Below are 25,873 nucleotides of genomic sequence, written 5' to 3'. Positions count from 1 at the left end.
CATGGCCGTGAGAGGGGTGATCGCTGTTGTCAGTTGAGGAACTTGACGCGGGTACCTGGGAGATGCACCGCCGGGATTACGAGGTCTCGGAGAGCCCGGTCCCGCCCGCCAGCCTGCGGTCGATTCTCGCGAACCAGCGAGTGGACAGTGACAGCTCGGCGGGCTCGGACGCCGTCGCCATCGACTTGGGCGGTGACTACCAGGACGTGCTCGTGCTCGTGGGCGTCTGGGTGGCCGCACCCTATGTCCAGACCCTGGCCGGGCAAGCGGCGAACACGACCTATAAGGCGTTCACCGAAAAGATCAAGTCACTGTTGAGCGACAAGCGACAGCAGCACACGCCGTGGGACCTGCTCGTCCTGCGAACTCCCGATGGAGAGCTGACGGTAGAGATCCCCGGCAATCTTCCGGAAGACGCACACGCCGCCCTGGTACGCGACTTCATCGCCCTCGTCCTCGACGAACCGGACGCGCAGCGCCTCCACCTCGTCTGGGACCAGCGCACCGGCACCTGGACCAAGGCCGACGCCTAGGCCCCCGGGCCTGACACCAACTCCCGCTCATCCGCCACCCGCAGCCGCGCCGTCCGGGCGTCGCCGCTCTCGCCCGCCTGCTGAAGCCGCAGGCGGGCGCTGTCCGGGCCGCCCAGTTCCAGCGTCATGATCTGGTTGCCGAACCACGGTCCGCCGGTCTTCTTCCAGGCGACCGGCTGCTCGGGCAGGCGGCCGTGCCGGGCGAGGGCGCGGCCGATGGCGCGGCCGGCGCGGCTCCAGCCGAAGCGGAAGCCGGCCTTGAGCGGGGCGGGGACGCTGTTGTGCATCGGTGAGCAGGTCAGCTGGGCCACCTTGGAGCGCACGTCCGCCGGGTACTCCGGCTCCGCCACGTACGCGTGATGGACGTCGCCCGACAGCACCAGCACCGAGGCCGGGGCGGCGGCGCCGCGGCCCACCTCGGCGATGAGCTCGGCCAGTTCGGCGAAGGAGCGGGGGAAGGCCGCCCAGTGCTCCAGGTCGGCCGCCTGCCGTACCTTCTCGGCGAAGCCCGCCCAGCGGGCGCCGCGGCCGCCCGCGCAGAGCGCGGCGTTCCAGCCCTCGGCCGCGTGCACGGCGGGCGGCAGCAGCCAGGGCAGCGACGAGCCGATGAGGAGGTGGTCGTACGTGCCGGGCCCGGAAAGGGCCTGCTCGCGCAGCCACGCCATCTCGCTGTCGGCGAGCAGCGCCCGCCGGTCCTCCTGCAGCACCCGCGCGGCGCGGGAGTCGACCATCAGGATGCGGGTGCGGCCGATGTCGCGGCGGTAGCTCCAGCGGGCCGCGCCCGGCTCCTCGTCGGAGCGGATGGCGAAGTCGCGCAGCAGCTCGGCGCCGTCGCCCGCGGCGCGGACCGCGGCGTAGAGCTTGTCGGTCTCCAGCTCGGCCGGGGAGAGATTGCCCAGGTGCTGGTGGACCCAGTACGACATGAGGCCGCCGAGCACCCGCTCCCGCCACCACGGCTTCGCGCGGATCATGGTGAGCCAGGCCTCGGAGGTGTTCCAGTCGTCGATCACATCGTGGTCGTCGAAGATCATGCAGCTGGGTACGGAGGCGAGCAGCCGGCGCACCTCGGGGTCGAGCCAGGACTCGTAGTACAGCTGCGTGTACTCCTCATAGTCCGCGACCTCGGCGCCGGGCGGCTCGGCGAGGTCGCGCCGGGTGGCGAGCCACTCGCGGGTGGCCGCGGAGGTCTCGTCGGCGTAGACCTGGTCGCCCAGGAGCAGCAGCACGTCGGGACGCTCGGCGTAGCCGTCGGCGTCCAGCTGCTGGGACAGCGTGTCCAGCGCGTCGGGCCCGACCGGGTCGTGGTCGCCGTCGGGCTTGGCGGCCCAGCGGCAGGAGCCGAAGACGACGCGGACGCTCTCGGCGGGGTCCGGGGTGCGGACGGTGGGCGCCGCGGCGCCCGGCTCCGGCCATGCCTGGGCGCCGTCGAGGCGCACCCGGTACGGCGTGGCCGCGCCGGGGACCAGCCCGTCCACGACCACCAGCGCGTAGTGGTGCCCGGCCACCCGCCAGGTGTGCGAGCTGCCGCCGGCCCCCGTATCGCAGGCGATCTCCACCTCGCAGGGCCGATCGGTCTCGACCCAGACGGTGGCCTGCGCCCCGTCGGCGTACCGCAGCAGCGGTCCCAGGCGCAGTTCCGCACCAGCCATGATCGGCCCTCCTCTCGAACGAACGTGTCCCAGTACAGCAGGAACGGGTACCGGGAACAGCCGGTTCCGCCGAGTGATCGCCGCCACGGACCTCAGGCCGCGACCGACTCGCCCTCTTGTGACCCCTGCGCCCCGAACTGCGTCCGGTGCAGCTCGGCGTAGCGGCCCTGGGCGGCCAGCAGCCCGGTGTGGGTGCCGCGCTCGACGATCCGCCCGTTCTCGACGACAAGGATGAGGTCCGCCTGCCGGATGGTGGAGAGCCGGTGCGCGATCACCACGGCGGTCCGGCCGGTGAGCGCCTCGGCCAGCGCCTCCTGGACGGCCGCCTCGGAGGTGGAGTCCAGGTGTGCCGTGGCCTCGTCGAGGATGACGACCTGGGGCTGGGCGAGCAGCAGCCGGGCGATGGTCAGCCGCTGCCGCTCACCGCCGGAGAGGCGGTAGCCGCGCTCGCCGACGATGGTGTCCAGGCCGTCCGGCAGCGCGGCCACGAGGCCGTCGAGCCGGGCCCGGCGCAGGGCGTCCCAGATCTCGTCGTCCGTCGCGCCGGGGCGGGCGAGGACGAGGTTGGCGCGGACGGTGTCGTGGAAGAGGTGCCCGTCCTGGGTGACCATCCCCAGCGTGGCCCGCAGCGAGTCGGCGCTCAGATCCCTTACGTCCTCGCCCCCGACCCGCACCGCGCCCGCGTCCACGTCGTACAGCCGCGGCAGCAGCGACGCGATGGTGGACTTGCCGGCGCCGGAGGAGCCGACGAGGGCGACCATCTGGCCGGGCTCGGCCCGGAAGGAGATGTCGTGCAGCACGGTCTCGCCGCCGCGGGTGTCGAGGGCGGCGACCTCCTCCAGGGAGGCGAGGGAGACCTTGTCGGCGGCCGGGTAGGCGAAGGAGACCTTCTCGAACTCGACCGAGGCGGCCCCCTTGGGCACGGGCCGCGCATCGGGCTTCTCCTCGATCAGCGGCTTGAGGTCGAGCACCTCGAAGACCCGCTCGAAGCTCACCAGCGCGCTCATCACCTCGACCCGCGCCCCGGCGAGGGAGGTCAGCGGCGCGTACAGCCGGGTGATCAGCATCGACAGCGCGACGACGGCGCCGGTGTCCAGCTTGCCGCCGAGCGCGAGCCAGCCGCCGAGCCCGTAGACGAGCGCGAGGGCGAGCGCGGAGACGAGGGTGAGGGCGGTCACGAAGACGGTCTGCGTCATGGCGGTGCGGATGCCGATGTCCCGCACCCGCCCGGCCCGTGCCGCGAACTCGGCGGCTTCCCGGTCCGGCTGCCCGTACAGCTTGATGAGGGTGGCGCCCGGCGCGGAGAAGCGCTCGGTCATGCGGGTGCCCATGGCGGCGTTGTGGTCGGCGGCCTCGCGCTGCAGCCGGGCCAGACGGGCGCCCATGCGGCGGGCCGGGAGGATGAAGACGGGGAGCAGGACGAGCGCGAGGAGCGTGATCGTCCAGGAGATGCGGAGCATCACCGCGAGGGTGAGCAGCAGGGTGACGAGGTTGCCGACGACGCCTGAGAGGGTGTTGCTGAAGGCGCGCTGGGCACCCAGGACGTCGTTGTTGAGCCGGCTGACCAGGGCGCCGGTGCGGGTGCGGGTGAAGAAGGCGACCGGCATCTTCTGCACATGCTCGTAGACCGCGGTCCGCAGCTGCAGGATCAGCCCCTCGCCGATACGGGCGGAGTGCCACCGCGCGACCAGCCCGATGCCCGCTTCGGCGATCGCGATGCCGGCGATGAGCACGGCGAGCCCGACCACCACGCCCTGCCCGGAATTCCCGACGATCGCGTCGACGACCTGCCCGGCGAGCAGCGGCGTGGCCACGGCGAGCGCGGAGGTGACGACGCTGAGGACCAGGAACCACGCCAGCAGCCGCCGGTGCGGTCGTGCGAACGCCCAGATACGGCCGAGCGCGGCTTTGCTGAGCGGTCGCTTGTCGCGCTGTGCGGTGACGGTGCTGTGCAGCGACTGCCACGCGGTGGCCTGCATATCCATGGGAGCTCTCCTGCTGGTGAGGTAGTGGTCGTCACCGTAGGACCTCAACCAAGGTTGAGCTCAAGCTATGCCCGTCTCAGCACCTGAGCTTGATCGCAAAGCACCCCGGGGACCGCTTACATTCGCACAGAGAAACCACCGCACCCACTGGAAAAGGTCGCACCGCACATGCCAGCCGCCACGCCCTGGGCCCTGCTCGCCGTCTTCTCCGGCGCGCTGATCGCCCTCCAGTCCCGGATCACCGGCGAGCTCGCCGCCGCGCTCGGCGACGACGGCTTCACGGCGGCGCTGCTCTCGTTCGGCTCGGGCCTGGTGTTCCTGACGCTGGGCCTGCTGGCTCTCGCCCGGCCGCGGCGCGGGGTCGGGGTCGTGCTGCGGGACGTACGGGCCGGGCGACTGCGCTGGTGGCAGCTGATCGGCGGCTTCGGCGGTGCGGCCTTCGTCCTCACCCAGGGGCTGGCCGTGGGGGCGCTCGGGGTGGCGCTGTTCACGGTCGCGATCGTCGCGGGCCAGGTGGGCGGCGGCCTGATCTTCGACCGGATCGGCCTCGGCCCGGCTGGCCCGCAGCGCCCGACCGCCCGCCGGACGACGGGCGCGGCGCTGGTGCTCGCCGCGGTGGCGCTGTCCATGGCGGACAAACTGGACGGCGCCTTCCCGCTCGGCCTGCTGGCCCTGCCGCTCGCCGCGGGCGTCTGCGTCAGCTGGCAGCAGGCGGTCAACGGCCACGTCCGCGTCTCGTCGGGCTCGGCCTATACGGGCACCTGGTTCAACTTCGCCGCGGGCACGGCCGCCCTGGTGGTCATCTTCCTGATCCACACGGCCGTCTCCGGCCTCCCTGACCACCTGCCGACGTCGCCCCACCTCTACCTGGGCGGCCTGATCGGCTGCTGCTTCATCGCCATAGCGGTCGCCACGGTGTCCCGGCTCGGCGTCCTCCTGCTGGGCCTGTGCACCATCACCGGCCAGCTCCTCGGCTCCCTGGCCCTCGACACCTTCCTCCCGCACGGCGACGCCGCGGTCACGACGGCCACCGTCGCCGGCGCCGCCCTCGCGCTCGCGGCGGTGGCGCTGGCGGCGCTGCCCGGCCGCGGGGCGAGCCGGATAGTCGCCTCGGGTACGGCGGAGGAGTCCCGTCAGCCGTCGAGCCCGCCCCGCTCGACCAGCTGACGGACGATGACATTGCGCTGGATCTCGTTGGTGCCCTCGCCGACGATCATCAGCGGGGCGTCGCGGAAGTAGCGCTCCACGTCGAACTCGGTCGAGTAGCCGTACCCGCCGTGGATACGAACGGCGTTCAGCGCGATCTCCATGGCCGTCTCCGAGGCGAAGAGCTTCGCCATCCCCGCCTCCATGTCGACGCGCCGCCCCGCGTCCGCCTGCCGGGCGGCGTACAGGGTCAGCTGCCGGGCCGCCGTCAGCTTGGTCGCCATGTCCGCGAGGTACGTACCGACCGCCTGATGCCGCCAGATGGGCTTGCCGAACGACTCGCGCTGCTGCGCGTACGCCAGGGAGTCCTCCAGCGCCGCCCTGCCGACGCCGAGCGCACGGGCGGCGACCTGCAGCCGGCCGGTCTCCAGGCCGCGCATCATCTGCGCGAACCCGTCGCCTTCGACGCCGCCGAGGAGGGCGTCCGCGGGTGCCCGGTACGCGGCGAAGGAGAGCTCGCAGCTCTCCACGCCCTTGTAGCCGAGCTTCGGCAGGTCGCGGGAGACGGTGAGGCCAGGGCCGTGTTCGGCGAGGAGGATGGAGATGCCGCGGTGCGCGGGGGCGGCATCGGGATCGGTCTTGCAGAGCAGCGCGATGAGCTGCGAGCGGCGGGAGTTGGTGATCCACGTCTTGGTGCCGTCGACCACGTAGCCATCGGCTTCCTTGCGCGCCGTGGTACGTATCGCCTGCAGGTCGGAGCCGCCGCCCGGCTCGGTCAGCGCCATGGTGGCGCGGATCTCGCCGGTGGCCATCCGCGGCAGATAGCGGCGCTGCTGCTCCTCCGTACCGAAGAGCAGCAGCAGCTTCGCCACCACCGTGTGCCCGCCCATCGCCCCGGCGAGACTCATCCAGCCCCGCGCCAGCTCCTCGGTCACCAGGACGTAGCAGGGGGTGGAGACCGGGGTGCCGCCGTACGCCTCGGGGATGGCGAGCCCGTAGATGCCGAGCCGCTTCATCCGCTCGATCTGGGCTTCGGGATAGGTATCGCCGTGCTCCAGTTCGCGGACGACGGGCTTGACGTCTTTGTCGACGAAGTCGCGGACGGTGCGGATGACCAGCCGCTCGTGCTCGGGGAGGCCGTCTTGGGTGCTCATCGGGCGCCATCGTCCTACGAAGCGCGCTCAGTTCACACCCGCGCGGCCGCCCGCATCCGCCCGCGCTCCGACTCCGGGAAGCGGTCGATCTTCGCCTGCAGCGTCGCGGCGTCCGCAACGGCGCCGAAGGGTTCGGTGCCGGGCTCCAGGCGTACGCCCTCGGCCAACTCCCCTGCCACGACCGGGTCGAAGCCGAAGGCGTCGACCAGGTGTGCGGTCGCGGCGATGTCGCGCGGGTCGTCGCCGGCGATCGCGATGGCCCTGCGGTCCGGGGCGCCCGCGGGGCGGGAGCGGTCCTCGAGGTCGTGATAGCCCATGTGGTTGAAGGCCTTGACCACGCGCGACCCGGGCAGCTGCCGCTGCACCAGCTCGCTGGAGGAGCCGAGCGGGTCCGTGAGGTCGTCGCGGATGCCGTCCGTCTCCCACCAGTAGTTCATCGCGTCGATGACCAGCTTTCCGCGCAACTCCGCCGCGGGGATGGTGTCGTACTTCCCCAGCGGCAGCGCCAGGATCACCGCGTCCGCCCCGGCCGCGGCCTCCGCCGGGGTGACGGCGACCGCGCCGGGCGTGAGCACCTCGGTGGTGAGCGCGATACGGGCAGGGTCGCCGGAGCCGGCGATCAGCACCCGGTAGCCGGCCGCCAGCGCGAGCCGGGCCAGCACCGTGCCGACCTTGCCCGCGCCGAGGATGCCCAGCGTCTCCATTTCAGCTTCTCCTTCGGTACGTTCAGCCGTGTTCAGCTGCGTTCAGTCCGCGAGGATGTCGCGGACCATCGGGATGACCTTGCTGCCGTACAGCTCAACCGCCCGCAGCCGGCCGCTCATCGGCATCGGACCCGCGGTGTAGATCAGGTCGAAGCGCCCCGCGTCGAGCGCCTGCACCGTGCGCGCGATCTTGCGGGCGACCGTCTCCGGAGAGCCGATGTAGAGCGAGCCCTGCTCGATCTCGCGCTCGTACTGCTCGCGGGTGATCGGCGGCCAGCCGCGCTGCGTGCCGATCCGGTTGTGCATCACCTGGTAGTTCGGCCAGTGCAGCTCCCGCGCCTCCTCGTCGGTGTCGGCGACGAAGCCGGGCGAGTGCACGCCGATCGGGTGCGTCGTGGTGCCGAACTTCTCCGTCGCCCGCTCGTACAGATCGGTGTACGGCGCGAACCGCTCCGGCGGCCCGCCGATGATGGCGAGCATCAGCGGGAAGCCGTACCGGGCGGTGCGGATCACCGACTGCGGGGAGCCGCCGACGCCGACCCAGGTGGTGAGGTGACCGGACTCGGTCTTCGGGAAGACGTCCGCGCCCGCCAGCGCGGCCCGGTGCTTGCCGCTCCAGGTGACCGGCTGCTCCTTCAGCAGCTCGGCGAAGAGCTCGATCTTCTCCTCGAAGAGCTCGTCGTAGTCCTCCAGGTCGTAGCCGAAGAGCGGGAACGACTCGGTGAAGGAGCCGCGCCCGAGGATGACCTCGGCCCGGCCGTTGGACAGGGCGTCGAGCGTCGCGAAGCGCTGGAAGACCCGCACCGGGTCGTCCGAGCTGAGCACGGTCACACCGGAGGAGAGGCGGATCCGCTCGGTACGGGTGGCGATGCCGGCCAGCACCGTCTCCGGGCTGGAGACGGAGTACTCCGGCCGGTGGTGCTCGCCGAGGGCGATGACGTCGACGCCGGTGTCCTCCGCGAGGACCGCCTCGTCGACGACCTGCCTGATGGCGCGGGCGTCGGAGACGAGCGCGCCGGAGTCGTCCGTGGGCACGTCGCCGAAGGTGTCGAGGCCGAGGACGATACCGGGGGTGCCGGACATGGCTGGCTCCTTTGCAGTGGTCAGGACGCGGATACGACCTGGTCGCGAGCTAAAACGGACTTTACCCCGGTTGTATTCCCGCAGTAGATTGGACCCCGTGGAGGACCGACCCGTAGTGCCCCTGGGCCGGCGTCGCCCCGAGCGGGCCGACGCCGCCCGTAACCGCGAGCAGCTGCTGGCCGCGGCGCGCGCGATGACGGCCGAGCTGGGCGCGGACAAGGTCACGATGGACGGCCTGGCCGAGCGCGCACACCTCGGCAAAGGCACGGTCTACCGCCGCTTCGGCACCCGTGCCGGAATCTTCCACGCCCTGCTGGACGACGATGAGCACGCCTTCCAGGAGCAGGTCCTCACCGGCCCGCCGCCGCTGGGCCCGGGCGCCGGTCCGGTGGAGCGGCTGATCGCTTACGGGCGGGCGCGGACGGAGTTCCTCGCCGCGCATTACGTCATCGCCCGCGCCGCCCTCGACCGCACCCGGCCGGTCCCGGCCGGGGAGGGCACCGGCTTCACCCGCGCGCACATCCGCATGCTGCTGGGCCAGGCAGGGCTGGCGGCCACGGATCTCGACAGCCTCACGGTCCAGCTGACGGGCGCCCTGGAAGCGCCGCTGCTGATCCTGCTGTCGCCTCCCGGCCAGGCCCCCGACCCCACCCCGCTCGCGGACAGCTGGCAGACGCTGATCGAGCGCATCTGCCGCGACTGACCGACGCGGGCGTCAATTCCCCGCTGCGTAATGGACGATGCGGCGACCGCCGATCACACTGGCGGCCATGACCTCCGACGCCACCCCGAAGCCCGCCGACCTCCTCGCCGCCATGCCCTTCGCCGCCCGCCTGGGCATGGACCTCACCGAGGCCACCTCCGAGCGCACGACCGGCACCCTCCCCTGGTCCGCCGATCTGTGCACGGCCGGCGATACCCTGCACGGTGGCGCACTGATGGCACTCGCGGATACGGTCGGCGCGGTGTGCGCCTTCCTCAACCTGCCGGAGGGCGCGAGCACTTCGACGGTCGAGTCGAAGACCAACTTCTTCCGCCCGGTCCGCTCCGGCCGCGCCCGGGCGGTGGCGCGCCCGCTGCATGTCGGGCGCGGCTTCATCGTGGTGCAGACCGATGTGTACGACGCGGACGGCCGCGCCGTGGGACAGACGACGCAGACGCAGACGGTGCGCGGGGCTTAGGACATGGCGAGTGTGGACAGCTCAATCAGCCAGATCGTGATCGCGGTTCTGGGCATCGGCGGCACCCTCGCGGCCGCCGTGATCACGCAGCGCGGCGCCGACCGCGCCAGGACCCGCGAGCTGGAGCACACCCGGCAACTCCAGCGCGAGGAACGCGAGTACGCCACGCGCCACGCACAGCTCGAGGCGCGACGCACGTGCTACGCCACCCTCAGCGCCGGCACCCGCGACCTGGCCAACGCGATGACGAAGGTTCGCCACGCCCTGGAAAGCGGCGGGGTGACCGAGGAACTGCGGTCGGAGCTGGACCAGGCGCGCCGCGAACACCGCATGCGGCACGCCGAGGCCCAGATGGTGGCGCCCGACGCCGTGGCGGAGACGGCCAGCACGGCGAACCGCCAACTCGGCGATCTGTACGGCCTGCTGATGCGACTCGACTGTGGCACGCCCCTGCGGGGCGAGGACCTGGACACCGTCCGGGAAAGCTTCGACAGGCTGTGGGATCTCCTGTGGCGCATGCGGCGCGCCATGCGGGTCGATCTCGGGGTCACGGCACCCGACGCGGAGGAGCGGCCGGGCGCGGATACGTAGCAACCCGGTCCGGCCCGCCCCCGCTCACTGCTCGGGCAGCGCCGCCAGCAGCCGCTCGAGCAGCGCCCTCGCCGCCGGATTCTCCGGTCCGGCGGAGCGCCAGGCGAGGACGACCCGGGCGCGCAACCCCGCCTGCTTGATGCGCAGCACCCGCAGGCCGCCGCCGAGGTCCTCCTCGTCGGCGGCCGGGAGCACGGCGACGCCCAGACCGCGGGCGGCGAGCCGGAGCAGCATCTGCGGGGCCGCCGCCTCGAAGGCGACCTGCGGGCGGAACCCGGCGTCGGCGCAGGCGCGTTCGAGCACCGTGCGCACGCCGCTGCCGCGCGGCAGGCAGATCAGCGGCCGGTCACGGAGCGCGGTGAGCGGGATGGCCGGGCGGGCACGCTGCGCCAGCGGGTCGCCAGGCACCACGGCCGCGACCAGCGGCTGGTCGACCGCCGTCCGGAAGGCCACCCCGGCCGGCGGGGTGGCGTCCGCGGTACCCATCAGCGCGATGTCGAGCTCGCCCGCCGGCAGTGCGGCCTGCATCCGCTCGGAGCTGTCCTCGATGAGGGAGATCTCCACCTGCGGATGCGCGGCGTGGAAGTCGGCGAGCACCGCGGGTACGTCCACCAGTTCTCCGGTGCCGCCGGACACGACGCCGATCGCCACCCGGCCGCGCAGCAGCCCGGTGTACTCGTCCACGGTCTGCCGCACTCCTTCCGCGGCAGCCAGCGCCGCCCGCGCGTACGGCAGCACGGCCTGCCCCACCTCGGTCAGCGATACGGACCGGCCGGAGCGGTGCAACAGCGGCTGTCCCAGCTCCCGTTCCAGCTGCCGGATCTGCGCGCTCAGCCCGGGCTGCGCCAGGTGCAGGCGGTCCGCGGCCCGGGTGAATCCGCCGGCGTCGACCACCTCGACGAAGTATCTGAGCTGCCGCAGTTCCATAACTGCTGATTCTAGATCGCAGCGCAAATGTCTCTTGGACGTATGGCACCGGCAGCCCGCACCCTGGAGCCATGGCCGACACGACGCACCGCGAACACAGCCGAACCGACCTCAAAGCCGAGATCGCCGCAGAGCGCCGCGAGCTGGCCGACCTCCTCGACGGACTCGCCCCGGCCGACTGGGACGCGCCGAGCCTGTGCGCCGGCTGGCGGGTGCGCGAGGTCGCGGCGCACCTGTCCATGGGCTTCCGCCTCTCCCTGCCGGCGACGCTCGCCCAACTGGCCAGGGCCCGCGGCAACCTGCACCGGATGACCGACCGCGTCGCCCGCCGGGACGCGGCCGCCCACTCCCCCGGCGAGCTCGCCGCCTTCCTCCGCGACAACGCCGACCACCCCTGGACCCCGCCGGTCGGCGGCCTCCCGGCCGCCCTCGGCCACGACGTCGTCCACGGCCTCGACATCTCGGTGGCCCTCGGCCTCGACCGCCAGGTCCCCGAGGCCCGGCTGCGCATCCTGCTCGGCGAGGTCCGCCCGCGCAGCCTGAAGTTCTTCGGCGCCGACCTCACCGGCGTGCAGCTGCGCGCCGACGACCTCGACTGGACCTACGGCTCCGGACGCCCGCTCCACGGCAGCGCGCAGGACCTCCTGCTGCTCACCTTCGGCCGCACGCTCCCGCCCGGCCGCCTGCGCTGACGCGGGGCTAGCCGCGCAGCGCCTTCCCCTGCCGCGCCAGCTCCTCCGCCAGCACCCGCACGGCCTTCGGACCCACGCCGTGCAGATCCAGCAACTCCCGCTCCGTATACCGCGCGACCTGCTCCAACGTCCGCACCCCCGCGCCCAGTAGCGCCCGCGTCGCGGGCTTGCCGATGCCCGCGGGGAGGTCGCCACCGGTGTCGTCAGCGGCCCCCTCCGCCGCGGCCAGCGACGCCGCCAGCCGCTTCGGGGCCCGGCAGAACCAGGCGGCGCGCACCAAGGCGTTCAGATCCTTGCCATTGACATCGGCCAGCGGCACCCGGAACCCGATCACCTTCCCCGCCCGCACGATGCGCTCCCCGCCGGCGTGCGCGGCCAGGGCCGCTTCGGCCTCGTTCGGCGGCAGCTGCAGTTGTACGTAACCGTCCTTCGTCACGGACGCGAAGCCTTTGCCCTTCACGGCGAAGGAGACCATGCCGAAGTGCGTGCCCTCCTCGACCTCCGGAAGGGCCAGGGCGTACTTGCGCAGGTGGGCCTGGGTCGTCATCCGACCAGCCTGCCGCATCCTGCCGCCGCCCGCTCCCCCGGCCCGTCACGTCGCACGTCACAGCGCGGTCCAGCCGCCGTCGACGGCGAGGAGCACGCCGGTGACGATCAAGCGGGCGCCGCGGCAGCAGGTGGCGGTGGCGTGGCCGATGCCGCGGGCGGAGCCGGTGACGACGGCCACGCGGCCGGTGAGGTCCCAGGGGTTCATGGTCTTCTCCTACGGGTGTCAGCGCTGGCGCGTGGGGCGGACGACGATCTCGTTGACGTCGACCTCCGGGGGCTGGGCGAGGGCGTACGAGACCGCTGCCGCGATGGCGTCCGGGCCGATGGGGTGGGCGCGGTACGTGTGCATGGCCGCGGCGGCGCCGGGGTCGGTGATCGTGTCGGCGAGTTCGGACTCGACCACCCCGGGAGAGACGGTGGTGACCCGGATCGAGGGGTCGGACTCCAGGCGCAGGCCCTCGGTGATCGCCCGGGCCGCGTACTTCGTGGCGCAGTAGACCGCGCCGGTGGGCACCACCTCGTAGGCGCCGGTGCTGGCGATCGTGACGAAGTGGCCGGAGGCCTGCTCGGTGAAGACCGGCAGTACGGCGGCGATGCCGTGCAGCAGGCCGCGGACGTTGACGTCGATCATCCGGTCCCACTCACCGACGAGCAGGGAGTCCAGGCGCGACAGCGGCATGACGCCGGCGTTGGCGACGAGGGCGTCGACGCGGCCGTGGCGTTCGCGGGCGGCGGTGACGAAGGCCGCGACGTCGGCGCGGTCCGTAACGTCGAGGCGGGAAGGGTGCAGGCTGCCGGGTGCCTTCTCCGCCCGCTCCGCGAGCGCCCGCAGCCGGTCCGTACGACGGGCGCCGGCCACGACGTGGTGGCCCTCGGCGGCGAGCCGCTCGGCGACGGCCGCGCCGATGCCGCTGCTGGCGCCGGTGACGAGAACGACCTTGCGGCCGGCCGCCGGTCCGGTGCTTTCGGGATGTGGTGTGGTCATGCCCTCGGGGCTGGCCCGGGCGCCGGGGCCGCGGGAGAGGCGGGATTCTCCTGGGTGCAGCGCACCCAGGAAGGCGGCGCGGCACCGCCCTACGATGGCGGCATGGCAGCACGCTCCGAGTTCGGCGGCTATCTCACCGCCCGCCGCGCCCAGGTCACCCCGGCCGACGTGAACCTGCCGGCGACCGGGCACCGCCGGGTGCCGGGTCTGCGGCGCGAGGAGGTCGCGCTGCTGGCGGGCGTCAGCGCCGACTACTACGTACGGCTGGAGCAGGGCCGCGAGCGTACGCCCTCGGCCCAGGTCCTCGACGCGCTGGCCGCCGCGCTACGGCTCGACGCGGACGGCCGCCTGCACCTCTTCCGCCTCGCCGGCATCGGCCCGCGCGCGACGGCGGCCGCCGTGCCGGAGCGGGTCGAGCCGAGTCTGCCGGCGCTGATGGACGCCTGGCCGCACAACCCGGCGATCGTCTACAACCGCGCATACGACGTCCTCGCCTCCAACGCGATCGCCGACGCCCTCTTCCACGGCTGGACCCATTCCCGCAATCTCCTGCACGTGATCTTCACGGACCCGGCCGCCCGCACCTTCTACCGCGACTGGCACGAGGTCGCCCGCAACTCGGTCGCCGGCTTCCGCCTCGGCCACGGCGCGGCACCGGATGACCCGCGGGTCCGGCAGGTGCTGACCGAACTGCTCGACCAGAGCGAGGAATTCACCGAGCTTTGGTCCCGCCACGACGCCCGCGGCAAGGCGCTGGAACAGAAACGCTTCACCCACCGCGACGTCGGCCCCCTGACCCTCACCATGCAGACCTTCGACGTCCGCGCGGCCCCCGGCCAGGAACTCGTCGTCTACCACGCCGCCCCCGCCTCCCCGAGCAGCGACGCCCTCACCCTCCTCGGCTCCCTGACGGCGACCGCGCGGGAGGAGACGTGATCGTTACGACCCCCCGCCTCGAGCTTCGACCGCCCCGCGAGTCCGACCGGGAGCGGTTCGTCGGGTTCTTCCGCGATCCCGACTTCATGGTCTTCCACCCGGGGGCGATGACCGAGGTGCGGGCGCAGGCCCGCTTCGACCACATGATCACGCTCTGCGCGACCATCCCGTTCGCCAAACAGCCGGTGATCGAGCGCTCCTCCGGGCTGGTGGTGGGCTACACCGGCGTGGACCGGATCGTCTTCGAGGGCCGGACCTGGCTGGAATGGGGATACCGGCTGGTGCCGGAGTGCCGCGGCCTCGGATACGCCACCGAAGCCGCCCGGGCCCTGCTGGCCACGGCGCACCGCACGTATACGGGCGACCTGCTGGCCATCATCGATCCCGGCAATCTCCCCTCCCGGAACGTCTGCCGCAAGCTCGGCTTCACCTACTGGAAGTCGGCGCCGGTGGACGGCGACGTACGCAACCTCTACCGACTGCCGGTCGGGCCGCCACCACCACGGGCTGGGTAGCGGAGCCGCGTACGTCATAGGCTGAAGCCCGCACAGGACGGACGGAGGCTGTGGTGGCCGAGACGACGCCGGCCGGGGCGACGGTCCCTGAGCTGATGGATGAGCTGGCCGCGCTCGAGGATCCCAAAATTCGCGCGGTCAACGAGAAGCACGGTGACGACCACGGGGTGAACCTCAGCAAGCTGCGCGCGATCGCGAAGCGCCTCAAGACGCAGCAGGATCTCGCGCGGCAGCTCTGGGCGACCGGCGACACCACGGCGCGGCTGCTGGCGCTGCTGATCTGCCGCCCGAAGGCCTTCGAGCGGGACGAACTGGACGCCATGCTGCGCGAGGCGCGCACCCCCAAGGTGCACGACTGGCTCGTGAACTACGCCGTCAAGAAGAGCCCGCACGCCGAAGACCTGCGCCTGACCTGGTTCGCCGATCAGGACCCGGTCGTCGCGAGCGCCGGCTGGGCGCTGACCGCCGACCGCGTGCTGAAGCAGCCCGCGGGCCTCGACCTCGCCGGCCTCCTCGACGTCATCGAGGCAGAGATGAAGGCCGCCCCTGACCGCCTGCAGTGGGAGATGAACCACACCCTCGCGCAGATCGGGATCAGCCACCCCGAGCACCGGGCCCGCGCCCTCGCCATCGGCGAGCGCCTCGGGGTGCTCGAGGACTACCCGACCTCCCCCGGCTGCACATCACCGTACGCACCGACCTGGATCCACGAGATCGTGCGCCGGCAGAGCGCCTAGACAGCTGGACGAGGGGGGGCGTGGCGCGGATGGCCCTGCATGTGGAGAGCCGGCCCTCCGAGCTGCCGCACATCGAGCGGGTATGGCGCAGCCGCAGCGAAGGCGCCGGGCGGATGACGTCGATCGCGACGACGCATTGCGAGCTGGTCTTCTGGGAGCACCACGGCCAGGTCCAGGCGGCCGTACTGGGCCCCGAACCCGAGGCCAGTCCGGCACCGGTCCCGGAGGACGCGACGTTCTTCGGGATCACCTTCGCCCTCGGCACCTCGTTGCCGCACATTCCGATCGACCGGCTCGTGGGCGGCGCCGCCGCGATCCCGGACGTCACCCGGCGCTCGTTCTGGCTGAAGGGCTCGGCCTGGCACCTTCCCGATTACGACACCGCCGAGGCGTTCGTACGGCGGATGGTGCGCGAGGGCATCGTGGACCGCGACCCGATCGTGCCCGCCGTCTTCGGCGGCGCCACCGCGGACGTGTCCGAGCGCACCCTCCAGCGGCGCTTCGTCGGGGCGACCGGACTGACCCGCGGCGCCATCCGGCAGATTCACCGCGCCCGCCAGGCGGCGGTCCTGATCCAGGAGGGCGTCCCGTCCCAGGACGTCATCCACCGGCTCGGCTACTTCGACCAGCCGCACCTGGCGCGGTCCCTGTCCCGCTACATCGGCAGGACCGCCACCCAACTGGGCACCGCGGACCCGGCGGAGCCACTGTCGCTTCTGTACAAGACCTGAGACCGGGCACTCTCCTAGCCTTCATGACGTAACGGACGCTTCGCAGAAGCCCGGATATCCATGGAGGAATCATGCGCAAGGTGGTCACCGGCCTGTTCATCTCGCTCGACGGTGTCGTCGAGTCCCCGGACCAGTGGCAGTTCGACTTCGACGAGGAGATGGGCGCGGCGCTGGCCGGCTCGCTGGAGAGCGCCGACACGATCCTGCTCGGCCGGGTGACCTTCTCCGAGTGGGCCGGGTACTGGCCGACCGTGACCAGCGGCGACGACGCCGGTTTCGCGCAGTGGATCAACGACTCGCCCAAGTACGTCGCCTCGTCGACGCTGGACGGCGTCGACGACTGGCAGAACAGCACGCTGATCAAGGGAGATCTGGCGACCGCGGTCAACGAGCTCAAGGCGGGCGAGGGCAAGAACATCACGGTCGCGGGCAGCCCGACGCTGGTGCGGTCGCTGCTGGAGCAGGACCTGCTGGACGAGCTGGTGCTGCTGATCCACCCGGTGATCGCGGGCGAGGGCCGCAAGAAGCTGTTCGCGGACGACGCGGCGCTGAAGAAGCTGGAGCTGGTGAGCGCCCAGCCGACCAGCAGCGGGGTGGTCATCGCGACCTATCGTCCGGTGCGGTGACGGCGGATCACAGCGTAACCGGCTGCGGCTGAAGCGGCGTTCGCGCGCGAAGCGCCCTCCCGGCATTTACGGGCGGGCGCTTCGGCGCTACGGTATGGGAGCGCTCCCACTTGACCGTGACAGGTCAACCTCCAACCCCTATGTCCCCGGACAGAGGAGCCCCCCACCATGCGCACCTCACGCTTATCCGCGCTCATCGCCACCGCGGCCCTCGCGCTGCTCATCGCCCTGACCCCGACCCCCGCCGCGGCGCACGGCGTCGCCATGGACCCCGGCTCGCGCACGTACCTGTGCTACCGGGACCTGCTCGAGCACAGCGACACCCAGATGCCGTCGAACCCGGCCTGCGCCGCCGCGGTCCAGGAGGCCGGGACCGCGGCGCTGTACAACTGGTTCGCCGTCCTGGACTCCAACGCGGGCGGCAAGGGCGAGGGTTACGTCCCGGACGGGACGCTGTGCAGCGCGGGCGACAAGAGCCCGTACAACTTCAAGCCCTACAACGCCGCCCGCACGGACTGGCCGACGACGCATCTCACCGCGGGCGCGAACATCCAGCTGAAGTACAGCAACTGGGCCCACCACCCGGGCCGCTTCGAGGTCTACATCACCAAGGACGGCTGGTCCCCCACCAGCCCGCTGGGCTGGGGCGACCTCGCGCATCTGCAGACCGTGACCAACCCTCCGCAGTCCGGCGGCGCCGGCTCGGACGGCGGCCACTACTACTGGGACCTCCAGCTGCCGGAGCGCTCGGGCCGGCACATGCTCTTCGTCCAGTGGATCCGCTCGGACAGCCAGGAGAACTTCTTCTCCTGCTCGGACGTCGTCTTCGACGGCGGCCAGGGCGAGGTGACCGGCCTCGGGGGCGGCGAGAGGTCGGCCGAGGAGATCGCCGCGGGCGCGTCGGACGCCGCTGACAGCGCGGGAGCCGCCAAGGCACACCACGGCAGTCACGCCGAGCAGGCCGCCGACGCCAGCGATGCCGCGGCAGCCACCAACCGCGCAGCGGAGCCCGCGAGCGACGCCTCGATGATCCTTCCGGTGACCACCGCGACCCTGGTGGCGGCCGCCGGCGTACTGCTCTACCTCCGCCGCAACAGGTCGGACCGGAGCCCGGCGGCCTGATCTCAAGGACCGCGGACGCCCTGCCGATGAAGGTGGCATGGGCATCCCAGCTCTCGGCATGACACACCGTCATGCGCCCCGGCTGCCGCTGCTGGCGGCAGCCGGGGCGTGCTTGCTCCTGACGTCGGGCGCGGCACACGGGTCAGAGAACCGCCTGATCCGTACGGACAGACATGTGGTGGCGCTGACTTTCAACGCGGCCTGGACCGACACTGGCCTCGACCGCATCCTCGCCGCACTGGACCGCCGGGACGCGCCCGCCACCTTCTTCCTGACCGGCAGATTCGCCGAGCGCAATCCCCGGGTGGTACGGAAGATCGCCGCGGCCGGGCACGGGCTGGGAAACCACTCCCACAGCCACCCGCGTTTCAAGGAAGTGTCCGCTTCCGAGCGTCGCCGTGACGCCTATTTCCGGTTCCCGTACAGCCAGACCAGCCCCGCCCACATCCGGGAAGTGAACCGCCTCGGCTTCGCGGCCCTCGAGTCCACCACCGACACCGGCGGCTGGAAAGGAACCAAGGACGGAATGAACGTCGGAAAGGCGGTCAATACGGCCCTGGATGCGCTGCGTCCCAACGCCATCCTTCAGATGCACGTAGGAACGAGCAGCGGCAACGGCAAAGTCATCGACGCCGAAGCACTCCCCCGCATCCTCGACGCCTTCGCCGCCCGCGGCTATCGCGTCATCGACCTGCGCTGCCTCTACGAGGAAAGATGCCGCAGATCGGTGAAGGAATAGCCTTCCTTCCGCAGGCGGTCGATCAGCGCGGGCAAGGCATCGGCGTCCGGGGTGGACCGGTCCCGGGCGGCGCCGCAGTGCATCAGGATGATGTGCCCCGGCCGCAGCCAGCGCACCGCGCGGGACACGACGGCCTTCGGCCCGCGCCCCCGGTAGGCTCCCTTCCAGCCCTGCGTGTCCACCGTCCACCCGATCGGCTCGTAGCCCTGCTTTCTTACGTCGCGGATATCGGCACCCGAGGCCATGCCGAAGGGGAACCGGAAGAGCGGTTTCGTCGTGCGCCCGGTGACCTTCCTGATGGCCTGGTCGGCGCGCCGCACCTCACTGTTCCTGGCCTTCTTCGACAGCTTGCGGAAATCAGGGTGTCTGTAGGAGTGATTGCCGACCGGAAATCCGCTCTTCGCGATTTTCCGGATGGCGGCCGGGTGCGAGCGGGCGAATTTCCCCGTCATGAAGAAGGTGGCGGGCACCCTTTCCCTCTTCAGCGTCCTGGTGATCTCCCCGATGCCTTTGGCGTTGAAGCCCGCATCGAAAGTGAGGGCGACGACCTTACGTTTCGTCGGAATCCTCGTCAGAACATCGCCTTGCCGCTGAACAGGCGTCGCGCCCGGCATGAGCACGGCGACGGCCGCGACAGCCGAAATCGCTGCGGAAATTGCCATGACGCCAGCATAGACGTCATAGACATCCCACGCCCCAATTCGCGCCCCAATTCACGCCGCATTTCACGCCGGCAGCCAATCCGGCCACCAGGGCGGAATATTGGAGGCCGGGCACGTCGGCGCCTCGGCGGTGCCCGCCCCGGCCGGCGTGCCGAGCCAGGCGAATTGCACCCATGTCAGCGCGACCAGGACGACGAGCGTCGCGACCACGGCGGCGCCGGTACGTCCCCGCGCCCCGGCCAGCGCGTACACCGCCGTCGCCGCCACCGCTCCGGCGCCGATGCTCAGCGGCAGCTCCCAGAACCGCCACGACAGCATGTCGGGCCACTCGGAGACGTAGACATGGCAGGCCCGGCGGGCGGACCGGGCGAGCAGCCAGGAGCCGACCCCGGCCAGGGCCCCGCACAGCACCAGCAGGCAGCCGATCCCGCAGCCCGCCTCGAAGCGGCGCGCGGTCACCACGTGTTGTTCGGGTTGACCTTCATGCAGGCCTTGGAGTCGGTGGCCTTGAGCGGGTCGGCCGAGCGCAGCATGTCCTCGGTGTTCTCGGTGGCGGACTTCGGGTAGCGCGTGCCGGTCTTCCAGTCGGCGCCGATGACGAGGGTGATACCCGTCGCCGCGGCGGACGGCTTGGCCTGCTCCACGGCGCTCACGGGGACGCCGAGCGCCTTGGCGACGGCGAGCGCGTCGGCCTTGGCGGCGGCGTCCGGATAGGTGAGCGTCGTGGTCCGCTGGGGCTGCACGGCGGTGGACGGCCGGGCCTGGGCGTAGCCCAGCGCGGTCAGGCGCTGGGCTACCACGTTGGCCCGGCCGGGGGCGGGGGCCGCGGTGGCGGAGCCGGTGCCGTTGATGACGTTCACGGCGACCTGGTCCTTCGGGGTGGAGCTGGTCGGCGTGGGGTCCGCCGACTTCTTCTTGCCGGACTTGCCCTTGCCGTCGATCGGCTTGTCGGCGCGCAGCAGCGAGAAGAGCTGCTCGGCCGCGGGCGCCGGCACGACGTGCGCCGTCGGGTTCTGCGGGTCGGGGATCCGCGGCATCGTGGTCATGGTGATGCGGCTCGTCGGGACGCGCTTGATGTCGTTGCCCAGGTCGTAGAGCTTCTTGACGGTGCCGAGGCCCTCATCGACGGTGAGCGCCTTGGTGGCCGCCTCGGCAAGGCTGCGCAGCTTCCCGGGGTCGGTGAGCTTCGCGCCTGCCTTGAGCTCGCGGATCATCGAGTTCATGTAGAGGTGCTGGGCGTGTGTCCGGCCGATGTCGCTGCCGTCCTCGAAGCCGTGCCGGGTGCGCAGCCATTGCAGCGCCTGCTCGCCCTTGATGGTGTGCGAGCCCTTGGTGAGCTTCAGTCCGGACTTCTCGTCCCGGACGTTGTCCCGGACACAGACGGGAACGCCGCCGACGGCGTCGGCCATGTCCACCACGCCGGAGAAGCTGACCTTCATGAAGTGGTCGATGTGGATGCCGGTGAGCTTCTCCCAGGTGGCGACCGTGCAGCCGGGACCGCCGTGGGAGAGGCTGGTGTTGATGATGTCCGAGGTCTCCGGATAGACCTTGCCGTCGTCGTTGTCGGTGCACTTGGGGATCGTGACCCGGGTGTCGCGGGGAATGCTCACCACGGTCATGTCGCTCCGGTCGGCCGACACGTGCAGCAGCATCTGCACATCGGCGCGCTCCTTCTGTCCGACGGTGTCCCGCGCCCCGCCGAGCTTCAGGTCTTCCTTGGTGTTACGGCTGTCGGAGCCGAGCAGCAGGATGTTCAGCGGCTGCTGTCCGGCGGCGTTCGGCTCGGCCGGCTTCGCGCCGGTGTCGCCGAGGTTGAGCGCGTCCTTGGTGATGTTGGCGTTCAGGTGCCGGTAGTACAGCCAGCCGCCGCCCGCCGTCGCCAGCACGGCCACGGATACGCCGATCGCGGTCCAGCGCAGGACGCGCACCGACTTCCGCCTGGGCAGGTCGGCGGCGTGCCGCCGCTTCCCGTCGGACGGCGGACCCGGGACCTCGTCCGCCGGCGCGGAGGCCTGCGCGGGCACGGTCGCCAGGCCCTGCGGCGCCTGTTCGCGCGCGGCGGTGAGCCGGAGCGTCGTGTCCACCGCGGACGAGCCTCCATCGGCGGAGGCCCCGCCTATGGATCCCTCATCCTCACCGTCGTGCCCCATCCGTCCCCCGTTCTTCTGTTGAATGCTCTCGGTCACCGAAGCCAACGAAGGACACCGGCCCGCAGTGCCCAATCAGTAGACGCTCGGCCCACCGGCAAGGTTGTCGGCAACTTCAACACCGTTCGTACCCGCTGCCGGCGGCGTGCGCTCCTCCCACATCGTCACCAGCGGCGCTACCTTGATGTCGCAGCATAAGCGCGACCCGGGAACTGATCACCCGTCGCGACCGTTGCCCGGAGACCGCACCGCACCCCCAGGAGCCACTGCTTGTCCGCCAGATCCAGATCGACGGACCCGGCCTGCCACAGTCCCCGGCCACCCCGGTGAACGCCGCGCTCGGCCTGCTGGCCGTCCTCGTGCTCACAGCCGGCACCGGCTATTTCGTCGCCCAGGAGTTCGCGTACGTAGCCGCCGACCGCATCACCCTGGCCCGCGACGCCGCCGCCGGCGACAAGCGCGCCGCCCGGGCGATCAAGGTCCTCGAACGGCTGTCGTTCATGCTCTCCGGCGCCCAGCTGGGCATCACGGTCACCGGCCTCGTCGTCGGCGTACTCGCCGAGCCGTCGCTGTCGGTGCTGATCAAACCGCTGCTCACCGGCCTCGGCGTCCCCGAGGGCGCGGTCTCAGGCGTCTCGCTGACGCTCGCCTTCGTCCTGGCCACCGTCATCCAGATGGTGCTCGGCGAACTCGCCCCGAAGAACCTCGCCCTGGCCGTCCCTGAGCGGCTGGCGAAGTCCCTCGCGTCCTCCACCCTCCTGTATCTGAAGATCGTCGGCCCGCTCATCCGCGTCTTCGACACCGCGGCGAACAGGCTGCTGCGCCTGGTCGGCATCGAGCCGGTCGAGGAGCTGCACCACGGCGCGTCGCTGGAGGAGCTCGGCCACCTGATCGGCGAGTCACACGAGCACGGCCACCTGCCCGCGCACACCGCGGACCTCCTCGACCACGCGCTGGAGTTCTCCGAGCGCACCCTGGCCGAGGTGATGGTGCCGCGGGTGGACGCCGCGTACGTCCGCGCCGCCGACCCCGCGCAGGAGGCCGTCGGCCTGATCACCCGCCTCGGCCACTCCACGTACCCGGTCGTCGGCCGCCGCGACGACGACGTGGCCGGCGTGCTCGGCGTCCGGGACCTGATGCGGCTGCCCGCCGCCCGCGTCGCGGCCGCCACCTGCGGCGAACTCGCCCGCCCCGCCCTGCTGCTGCCCGACACCCTGCAACTCCCCGACGCGGTGGACCGGATGCGCGAGCGCGACGACGAGTTCGCCGTGGTGCTCGACGAGCACGGCGGGATGGCCGGGATCGTCACCTTCGAGGACATCGCCGAGGAGCTGGTCGGCGAGATCGAGGACGAGACCGACCGCGCCGACATCCTCGCCGTGCCCGACGGCGACGGCTGGCTGGTCGGCGCCGGTCGGCGCCTCGACGAGATCGCCGAGGCCACCGGCATCGAGCTGCCGGAGGAGGAGGATTACGACACCGCCGCCGGGCTCATCCTCGACCGCCTCGGCCGCTTCCCGGCCATCGGCGACCGGCTCACCGTCGAGCTCCCGGCGGGCGGACAGGCGGAGATCGAGGTGGTCACCCTCGACCACCACGTCCCCGAACGCATCCGGCTGCGGCAGCTGCCACCCGCCCCCACCGGCGCCCGTAGCGAGGAGAGCCACGCATGAGCTTCCCCATGGCCCTCCTCGTCACCGCGCTGCTGCTGATCGGCAGCGGGTTCTTCGTCGCCGCCGAGTTCGCGCTGGTCGCCGCGAAGCGGCACCGCATGGAGCAGGCCGTCGCCGACGGCAAGCGCGGCGCGAAGTCCGCGCTCGCCGGGATGCGCGAGCTGTCGCTGATGCTCGCCGGCGCCCAGCTCGGCATCACCCTGTGCACGCTCGGGCTCGGCGCCGTATCGAAGCCGGCGATCTCGCACGAGCTCGACCCGCTGCTGCAGAAGCTCGGCCTGCCGTCCGCACTCAGCTACGGCATCGCCTTCGCCCTCGCCATGTTCGCCGTCGTCTTCCTGCACATGGTGGTCGGCGAGATGGCGCCGAAGTCCTGGGCCATCGCCCACCCGGAGACCTCCGCGATGCTGCTGGCACCGCCGTTCCGCGGCGTGACACTGGTGGTCCGGCCGGTCATCTGGCTGCTGAACCAGATCAGCAATGCGCTGGTCCGGCTGTGCCAGGTCGCCCCGCGCGAGGAGATCGCCTCGGTCCACAACCGCGAGCAGCTCACCCACCTCGTCGCCGAGTCGGAGCGCCTCGGCCTGATCGAGGCCGACGACTCCGCGCTGCTCACCCGCTCCCTCACCGAACCGCAGACCGCGGTCGGCGCCTTGCAGGTGCCCGCCGCCGACATCGACGCCGTACCGGCCGACGCCGGCCTGGAGGAGATCCTCGCGGCCGCGACCGCCGCCGACCGCACCCGCCTCCTGGTCCGCGACGACCGCGACGGCACCCGCATCCTCGGCTCGGTCCACGCCCGCGACGCCCTCGCCGCCCGCACCCGCGCACACGCCATGACCGCACGCGAACTCGCCCGCCCGGTCCCGGAGTTGCACGCCGACGACACCATCGCGCACGCGGTCGAGCAGCTCCGGCGCCGCCGCTCCACGCTCGCGGTCGTACGGGACGAGTCCGGCCGCCTCACCGGGCTGATCAGCCTGGACGATCTGCTGGCGCGACTGCTGCATCCGGCGGCGTAACGGCCGCGGCTATGCTTCGCCCCGCGAGTGGCCGACGGGGCGGGGGACTGTGGTGCGGGTCGGGGCAGTGGTGGGGCGGCGACGGCGGCGCGATGCCGTGATGCTGGCCGTAGGGGCCGTGGTCGTGGGGCTCGTTGCCCTGCTGGGAGCTGTGGTCGGCGGGCCCGGGGAGCGGATCGACCGGATGTGGATCGGTGCCGAGATACGTGCGGGCGGCGAGGCCCGGATCACCGAGGTCATCGACTACGACTTCGCCGGCGAGGAGCGGCACGGCGTCTTCCGGAACGTGCTCGACACCGGAGCCGGGAAGGCGCGGGACATCAGCGTCACGGCCGACGGCCGGACCGTGCCGCATCTGGCGACGGACGCCGGCGACGCGACCAGGATCCGGATCGGCGACCCGGCGCGCACCGTCTCGGGGACCCACCGGTACCGGATCACGTACACGCTGCCGGGCTTCGTCGACGGGCGCGAGATCGGCTGGCGTGCCGTCGACGGCGCGTGGGACGTTCCCATCGCGCGGGCCGACGTTCACGTGACCGCTCCCTTCGCCCTCAAGCACCCGGTCTGCAATGGGGACGGTGACGGGACGTGCACCGTCGAGCGGCCCGCCCCTGGACGCCTGGCCGCATCCGTCGGCAAGTTGGACGCCGGCGACGGCATGAGGCTGTACGCGGACCGCGGCGCCGCCGCCGGCGAAGCCGTGGATCTGCCACCCGCCCCTGAAGGCGCGGCCGCTCGCGTCGAGAAGGGCGACAGTGCGCTGCTCGGCTGGCTCTGGGCGACCGCCGTCGCCCTCGCCGCGGCCGCCGCCGTCTCCGAACTGCTGCGCCTCGCCGGCCGGGACCGCGTCAAGTGCCCCGACGGCCGCACCCGGCGCATGGACATCCGCCGCCAGGACGCCGAGATCAAGCCCTCCCCCGTACCGCCCGCGGGCCTCACCCCCACGCGGGCCGGGGTCCTGCATGCCGGCCGGGTCAAGGACGAGCATCGCGTGGCGTGGCTGCTCAGCGCGGCGCGGGACGGGCACCTCAGCATCGAGGGACGCAAGAAACCCGACCTCCAGCGGACGCCCGCGGACGAAGGCGGCGCGGACGCCGATCCGTTGACGGCCGAGGTGCTGGCGGCGCTGTTCGCCCGCAAGGACCGGGTGCATCTGGGCCAGTTCCAGCGCGACTTCGCGCATGCCTGGAAGCTGCTGCGCGACCGCCTCGACGAGTGGCGCCGGGCCGGCGGCGACGGCCTGTGGCTGCCGGCGGGCGAGAGCCGCCGCCGACTCGCCCTGTGGGGCGGTGTCATCGTCGCGCCCCTCGCCGCCATCGCCGTGGGCTTCGCCGCTTCGCAGGTGACGGACCCGGGCGCCGCCTGGCTGACGCCCACGGCCGTCACCGCGGCCCTGTCGGGTGCGGGCCTCGCGGCGGCGCTACGGGCCTGGGAGCTGCCGGCCCGTACCGCGCTCGGGTCGCAACGGTGGCGGGAGACGGAGGCCTTCCGCCAGTACCTCGCCGAGCCCGGCGATGAGGACGCCCCGGACGCGTTCACCCCGTGGGCCGTTGCCCTGGGACAGGCCAAGCCGTGGGCGGCCGCGCTGAAGCGCGCAGCCTCCCGCCAGGGCGCGGACGGGACGCCCCGGCCGCCGGAGGACGTCCGCCGGTACCGCAGCATCAAGCGCCTGACGGCCGCCGCCCTGGCCACGGCGGTCCCGTCGTCGGGCGGGGGCGGCGGGGGCTCGTCCAGCTCGTACAACAGCAGTCACGTAGGCGGCAGTAGCAGCGGCGGGGGCG

General features: G+C 72.1%; 28 protein-coding genes. 16 read left to right on the top strand and 12 right to left on the bottom strand.

Going from position 1 to position 25,873, the window contains the following annotated elements; genetic code table 11:
• Positions 1-62 precede the first annotated feature (62 nt).
• Positions 63-533 carry a hypothetical protein gene (locus tag G5C51_RS05465; RefSeq protein WP_165232579.1) on the top strand — a complete coding sequence of 157 codons (471 nt, stop codon included), beginning with the start codon at positions 63-65 and terminating at the stop codon, positions 531-533.
• Here G5C51_RS05465 and G5C51_RS05460 read toward each other — a convergent pair.
• On the bottom strand, positions 530-2,182 hold the full coding sequence (locus G5C51_RS05460; protein ID WP_165232576.1) for an alkaline phosphatase D family protein: 1,653 nt from the start codon (positions 2,180-2,182) through the stop codon (positions 530-532). The genes G5C51_RS05465 and G5C51_RS05460 overlap by 4 nt on opposite strands.
• Before the next feature lie 92 nt (positions 2,183-2,274).
• Positions 2,275-4,167, bottom strand: coding sequence for an ABC transporter ATP-binding protein (locus G5C51_RS05455; protein WP_165232573.1), 1,893 nt, complete (start codon positions 4,165-4,167; stop codon positions 2,275-2,277).
• Positions 4,168-4,335: 168 nt separating this feature from the next.
• Here G5C51_RS05455 and G5C51_RS05450 point away from each other — a divergent pair, with 168 nt between their 5' ends.
• Complete coding sequence (locus G5C51_RS05450) at positions 4,336-5,334, top strand: DMT family transporter (RefSeq protein WP_165232570.1); 999 nt, start codon at positions 4,336-4,338, stop codon at positions 5,332-5,334.
• Here the strand turns inward: G5C51_RS05450 and G5C51_RS05445 are convergent.
• From G5C51_RS05445 to G5C51_RS05435, 3 genes are read right to left on the bottom strand one after another with little or no spacing between them, the layout of a single operon-like run.
• Positions 5,301-6,467, bottom strand: coding sequence for an acyl-CoA dehydrogenase family protein (locus G5C51_RS05445; protein ID WP_165232567.1), 1,167 nt, complete (start codon positions 6,465-6,467; stop codon positions 5,301-5,303). The genes G5C51_RS05450 and G5C51_RS05445 overlap by 34 nt on opposite strands.
• Before the next feature lie 32 nt (positions 6,468-6,499).
• Positions 6,500-7,207, bottom strand: a complete 708-nt coding sequence (locus G5C51_RS05440) for an NADPH-dependent F420 reductase (RefSeq protein ID WP_276617594.1) — start codon at positions 7,205-7,207, stop codon at positions 6,500-6,502.
• A gap of 6 nt (positions 7,208-7,213) precedes the next feature.
• Positions 7,214-8,254: an LLM class flavin-dependent oxidoreductase gene (locus G5C51_RS05435; protein ID WP_165232561.1), complete on the bottom strand. Its 1,041-nt coding sequence runs from the start codon at positions 8,252-8,254 to the stop codon at positions 7,214-7,216.
• A gap of 97 nt (positions 8,255-8,351) precedes the next feature.
• Here G5C51_RS05435 and G5C51_RS05430 point away from each other — a divergent pair, with 97 nt between their 5' ends.
• Genes G5C51_RS05430 through G5C51_RS05420 form a run of 3 tightly spaced genes read left to right on the top strand, consistent with a single transcriptional unit; the run spans position 8,352 to position 10,026 of the window.
• Positions 8,352-8,957: a TetR/AcrR family transcriptional regulator gene (locus tag G5C51_RS05430; RefSeq protein ID WP_338118022.1), complete on the top strand. Its 606-nt coding sequence runs from the start codon at positions 8,352-8,354 to the stop codon at positions 8,955-8,957.
• Between the two features lie 58 nt (positions 8,958-9,015).
• Positions 9,016-9,435: a PaaI family thioesterase gene (locus G5C51_RS05425; RefSeq protein ID WP_476715129.1), complete on the top strand. Its 420-nt coding sequence runs from the start codon at positions 9,016-9,018 to the stop codon at positions 9,433-9,435.
• 12 nt (positions 9,436-9,447) lie between these two features.
• A complete protein-coding gene (locus G5C51_RS05420) occupies positions 9,448-10,026 on the top strand; it encodes a hypothetical protein (protein ID WP_165232553.1) in 579 nt (192 codons plus the stop codon).
• Positions 10,027-10,050: 24 nt separating this feature from the next.
• Here G5C51_RS05420 and G5C51_RS05415 read toward each other — a convergent pair whose 3' ends face one another.
• Entirely contained in the window at positions 10,051-10,953 is a 903-nt protein-coding gene (locus G5C51_RS05415; RefSeq protein WP_165232550.1) for a LysR family transcriptional regulator, read from the bottom strand.
• Positions 10,954-11,024: 71 nt separating this feature from the next.
• Between G5C51_RS05415 and G5C51_RS05410 the strand changes: the two genes are divergently transcribed.
• Positions 11,025-11,645 carry a maleylpyruvate isomerase family mycothiol-dependent enzyme gene (locus tag G5C51_RS05410; protein ID WP_165232547.1) on the top strand — a complete coding sequence of 207 codons (621 nt, stop codon included), beginning with the start codon at positions 11,025-11,027 and terminating at the stop codon, positions 11,643-11,645.
• A 7-nt stretch (positions 11,646-11,652) separates the two neighbouring features.
• Here the strand turns inward: G5C51_RS05410 and G5C51_RS05405 are convergent, their stop codons facing one another.
• From G5C51_RS05405 to G5C51_RS05395, 3 genes are read right to left on the bottom strand one after another with little or no spacing between them, the layout of a single operon-like run.
• On the bottom strand, positions 11,653-12,192 hold the full coding sequence (locus tag G5C51_RS05405) for an MmcQ/YjbR family DNA-binding protein (RefSeq protein ID WP_165232544.1): 540 nt from the start codon (positions 12,190-12,192) through the stop codon (positions 11,653-11,655).
• A gap of 57 nt (positions 12,193-12,249) precedes the next feature.
• Entirely contained in the window at positions 12,250-12,399 is a 150-nt protein-coding gene (locus tag G5C51_RS05400) for a hypothetical protein (protein ID WP_206313431.1), read from the bottom strand.
• Between the two features lie 18 nt (positions 12,400-12,417).
• Positions 12,418-13,179, bottom strand: a complete 762-nt coding sequence (locus G5C51_RS05395) for an SDR family oxidoreductase (protein ID WP_165232541.1) — start codon at positions 13,177-13,179, stop codon at positions 12,418-12,420.
• A 102-nt stretch (positions 13,180-13,281) separates the two neighbouring features.
• Here G5C51_RS05395 and G5C51_RS05390 point away from each other — a divergent pair, with 102 nt between their 5' ends.
• The 7 genes from G5C51_RS05390 (at position 13,282) to G5C51_RS05360 (ending at position 18,585) form a co-directional block, all read left to right on the top strand.
• Entirely contained in the window at positions 13,282-14,115 is an 834-nt protein-coding gene (locus G5C51_RS05390; protein ID WP_165232538.1) for a helix-turn-helix domain-containing protein, read from the top strand.
• The gene (locus G5C51_RS05385; RefSeq protein ID WP_165232535.1) at positions 14,112-14,630 is read left to right on the top strand and encodes a GNAT family N-acetyltransferase; all 519 of its coding nucleotides are present in this window, start codon (positions 14,112-14,114) and stop codon (positions 14,628-14,630) included. The genes G5C51_RS05390 and G5C51_RS05385 overlap by 4 nt, the downstream gene beginning before the upstream one ends.
• Before the next feature lie 95 nt (positions 14,631-14,725).
• Positions 14,726-15,367 (top strand): DNA alkylation repair protein, encoded by a 642-nt coding sequence (locus G5C51_RS05380; RefSeq protein WP_206313439.1) that lies wholly within the window; start codon positions 14,726-14,728, stop codon positions 15,365-15,367.
• Positions 15,368-15,396: 29 nt separating this feature from the next.
• Positions 15,397-16,098 (top strand): helix-turn-helix domain-containing protein, encoded by a 702-nt coding sequence (locus tag G5C51_RS05375; protein ID WP_165232686.1) that lies wholly within the window; start codon positions 15,397-15,399, stop codon positions 16,096-16,098.
• A 71-nt stretch (positions 16,099-16,169) separates the two neighbouring features.
• Entirely contained in the window at positions 16,170-16,724 is a 555-nt protein-coding gene (locus G5C51_RS05370) for a dihydrofolate reductase family protein (protein WP_165232529.1), read from the top strand.
• Between the two features lie 168 nt (positions 16,725-16,892).
• On the top strand, positions 16,893-17,846 hold the full coding sequence (locus tag G5C51_RS05365; protein WP_165232526.1) for a lytic polysaccharide monooxygenase auxiliary activity family 9 protein: 954 nt from the start codon (positions 16,893-16,895) through the stop codon (positions 17,844-17,846).
• 58 nt (positions 17,847-17,904) lie between these two features.
• The gene (locus G5C51_RS05360; protein WP_165232523.1) at positions 17,905-18,585 is read left to right on the top strand and encodes a polysaccharide deacetylase family protein; all 681 of its coding nucleotides are present in this window, start codon (positions 17,905-17,907) and stop codon (positions 18,583-18,585) included.
• Here G5C51_RS05360 and G5C51_RS05355 read toward each other — a convergent pair.
• The 3 genes from G5C51_RS05355 to G5C51_RS05345 all read right to left on the bottom strand — a co-directional run bounded on the left by G5C51_RS05355 (position 18,549) and on the right by G5C51_RS05345 (position 21,397).
• The gene (locus G5C51_RS05355; RefSeq protein ID WP_165232520.1) at positions 18,549-19,247 is read right to left on the bottom strand and encodes a polysaccharide deacetylase family protein; all 699 of its coding nucleotides are present in this window, start codon (positions 19,245-19,247) and stop codon (positions 18,549-18,551) included. The genes G5C51_RS05360 and G5C51_RS05355 overlap by 37 nt on opposite strands.
• Positions 19,248-19,310: 63 nt before the next feature.
• A complete protein-coding gene (locus G5C51_RS05350) occupies positions 19,311-19,706 on the bottom strand; it encodes a hypothetical protein (protein WP_165232517.1) in 396 nt (131 codons plus the stop codon).
• Positions 19,703-21,397 (bottom strand): LCP family protein, encoded by a 1,695-nt coding sequence (locus G5C51_RS05345; protein ID WP_165232514.1) that lies wholly within the window; start codon positions 21,395-21,397, stop codon positions 19,703-19,705. The genes G5C51_RS05350 and G5C51_RS05345 overlap by 4 nt, the downstream gene beginning before the upstream one ends.
• 323 nt (positions 21,398-21,720) lie before the next feature.
• On the opposite strand from G5C51_RS05345, the gene G5C51_RS05340 reads away from it, so the two are divergent.
• The 3 genes from G5C51_RS05340 to G5C51_RS05330 all read left to right on the top strand — a co-directional run.
• A complete protein-coding gene (locus tag G5C51_RS05340; protein ID WP_165232511.1) occupies positions 21,721-23,067 on the top strand; it encodes a CNNM domain-containing protein in 1,347 nt (448 codons plus the stop codon).
• Entirely contained in the window at positions 23,064-24,089 is a 1,026-nt protein-coding gene (locus G5C51_RS05335) for a hemolysin family protein (RefSeq protein WP_165232508.1), read from the top strand. The genes G5C51_RS05340 and G5C51_RS05335 overlap by 4 nt, the downstream gene beginning before the upstream one ends.
• A 124-nt stretch (positions 24,090-24,213) precedes the next feature.
• Positions 24,214-25,873 (top strand): DUF2207 domain-containing protein (locus tag G5C51_RS05330; RefSeq protein ID WP_165232505.1); only part of this gene is annotated, 1,660 nt, incomplete at its 3' end.

Origin of the sequence: Streptomyces coryli (genome assembly GCF_011044975.1) — a bacterium.
GTDB lineage: Bacteria > Actinomycetota > Actinomycetes > Streptomycetales > Streptomycetaceae > Streptomyces > Streptomyces coryli.
Note: the sequence above shows the minus strand (reverse complement) of the source record. Positions and strands in the feature narration are given on the sequence as shown.

What these genes read in the sequence shown, in the direction of transcription:
- G5C51_RS05465 (WP_165232579.1), top strand. Translation starts at nt 63, where the DNA reads ATGCACCGCCGGGATTACGAGGTCTCGGAGAGCCCGGTCCCGCCCGCC.
- G5C51_RS05460 (WP_165232576.1), bottom strand. Translation starts at nt 2,182, where the DNA reads ATGGCTGGTGCGGAACTGCGCCTGGGACCGCTGCTGCGGTACGCCGAC.
- G5C51_RS05455 (WP_165232573.1), bottom strand. Translation starts at nt 4,167, where the DNA reads ATGGATATGCAGGCCACCGCGTGGCAGTCGCTGCACAGCACCGTCACC.
- G5C51_RS05450 (WP_165232570.1), top strand. Translation starts at nt 4,336, where the DNA reads ATGCCAGCCGCCACGCCCTGGGCCCTGCTCGCCGTCTTCTCCGGCGCG.
- G5C51_RS05445 (WP_165232567.1), bottom strand. Translation starts at nt 6,467, where the DNA reads ATGAGCACCCAAGACGGCCTCCCCGAGCACGAGCGGCTGGTCATCCGC.
- G5C51_RS05435 (WP_165232561.1), bottom strand. Translation starts at nt 8,254, where the DNA reads ATGTCCGGCACCCCCGGTATCGTCCTCGGCCTCGACACCTTCGGCGAC.
- G5C51_RS05415 (WP_165232550.1), bottom strand. Translation starts at nt 10,953, where the DNA reads ATGGAACTGCGGCAGCTCAGATACTTCGTCGAGGTGGTCGACGCCGGC.
- G5C51_RS05410 (WP_165232547.1), top strand. Translation starts at nt 11,025, where the DNA reads ATGGCCGACACGACGCACCGCGAACACAGCCGAACCGACCTCAAAGCC.
- G5C51_RS05405 (WP_165232544.1), bottom strand. Translation starts at nt 12,192, where the DNA reads ATGACGACCCAGGCCCACCTGCGCAAGTACGCCCTGGCCCTTCCGGAG.
- G5C51_RS05400 (WP_206313431.1), bottom strand. Translation starts at nt 12,399, where the DNA reads ATGAACCCCTGGGACCTCACCGGCCGCGTGGCCGTCGTCACCGGCTCC.
- G5C51_RS05395 (WP_165232541.1), bottom strand. Translation starts at nt 13,179, where the DNA reads ATGACCACACCACATCCCGAAAGCACCGGACCGGCGGCCGGCCGCAAG.
- G5C51_RS05390 (WP_165232538.1), top strand. Translation starts at nt 13,282, where the DNA reads ATGGCAGCACGCTCCGAGTTCGGCGGCTATCTCACCGCCCGCCGCGCC.
- G5C51_RS05380 (WP_206313439.1), top strand. Translation starts at nt 14,726, where the DNA reads ATGGATGAGCTGGCCGCGCTCGAGGATCCCAAAATTCGCGCGGTCAAC.
- G5C51_RS05375 (WP_165232686.1), top strand. Translation starts at nt 15,397, where the DNA reads ATGGCCCTGCATGTGGAGAGCCGGCCCTCCGAGCTGCCGCACATCGAG.
- G5C51_RS05370 (WP_165232529.1), top strand. Translation starts at nt 16,170, where the DNA reads ATGCGCAAGGTGGTCACCGGCCTGTTCATCTCGCTCGACGGTGTCGTC.
- G5C51_RS05365 (WP_165232526.1), top strand. Translation starts at nt 16,893, where the DNA reads ATGCGCACCTCACGCTTATCCGCGCTCATCGCCACCGCGGCCCTCGCG.
- G5C51_RS05360 (WP_165232523.1), top strand. Translation starts at nt 17,905, where the DNA reads ATGACACACCGTCATGCGCCCCGGCTGCCGCTGCTGGCGGCAGCCGGG.
- G5C51_RS05355 (WP_165232520.1), bottom strand. Translation starts at nt 19,247, where the DNA reads ATGGCAATTTCCGCAGCGATTTCGGCTGTCGCGGCCGTCGCCGTGCTC.
- G5C51_RS05345 (WP_165232514.1), bottom strand. Translation starts at nt 21,397, where the DNA reads ATGGGGCACGACGGTGAGGATGAGGGATCCATAGGCGGGGCCTCCGCC.
- G5C51_RS05335 (WP_165232508.1), top strand. Translation starts at nt 23,064, where the DNA reads ATGAGCTTCCCCATGGCCCTCCTCGTCACCGCGCTGCTGCTGATCGGC.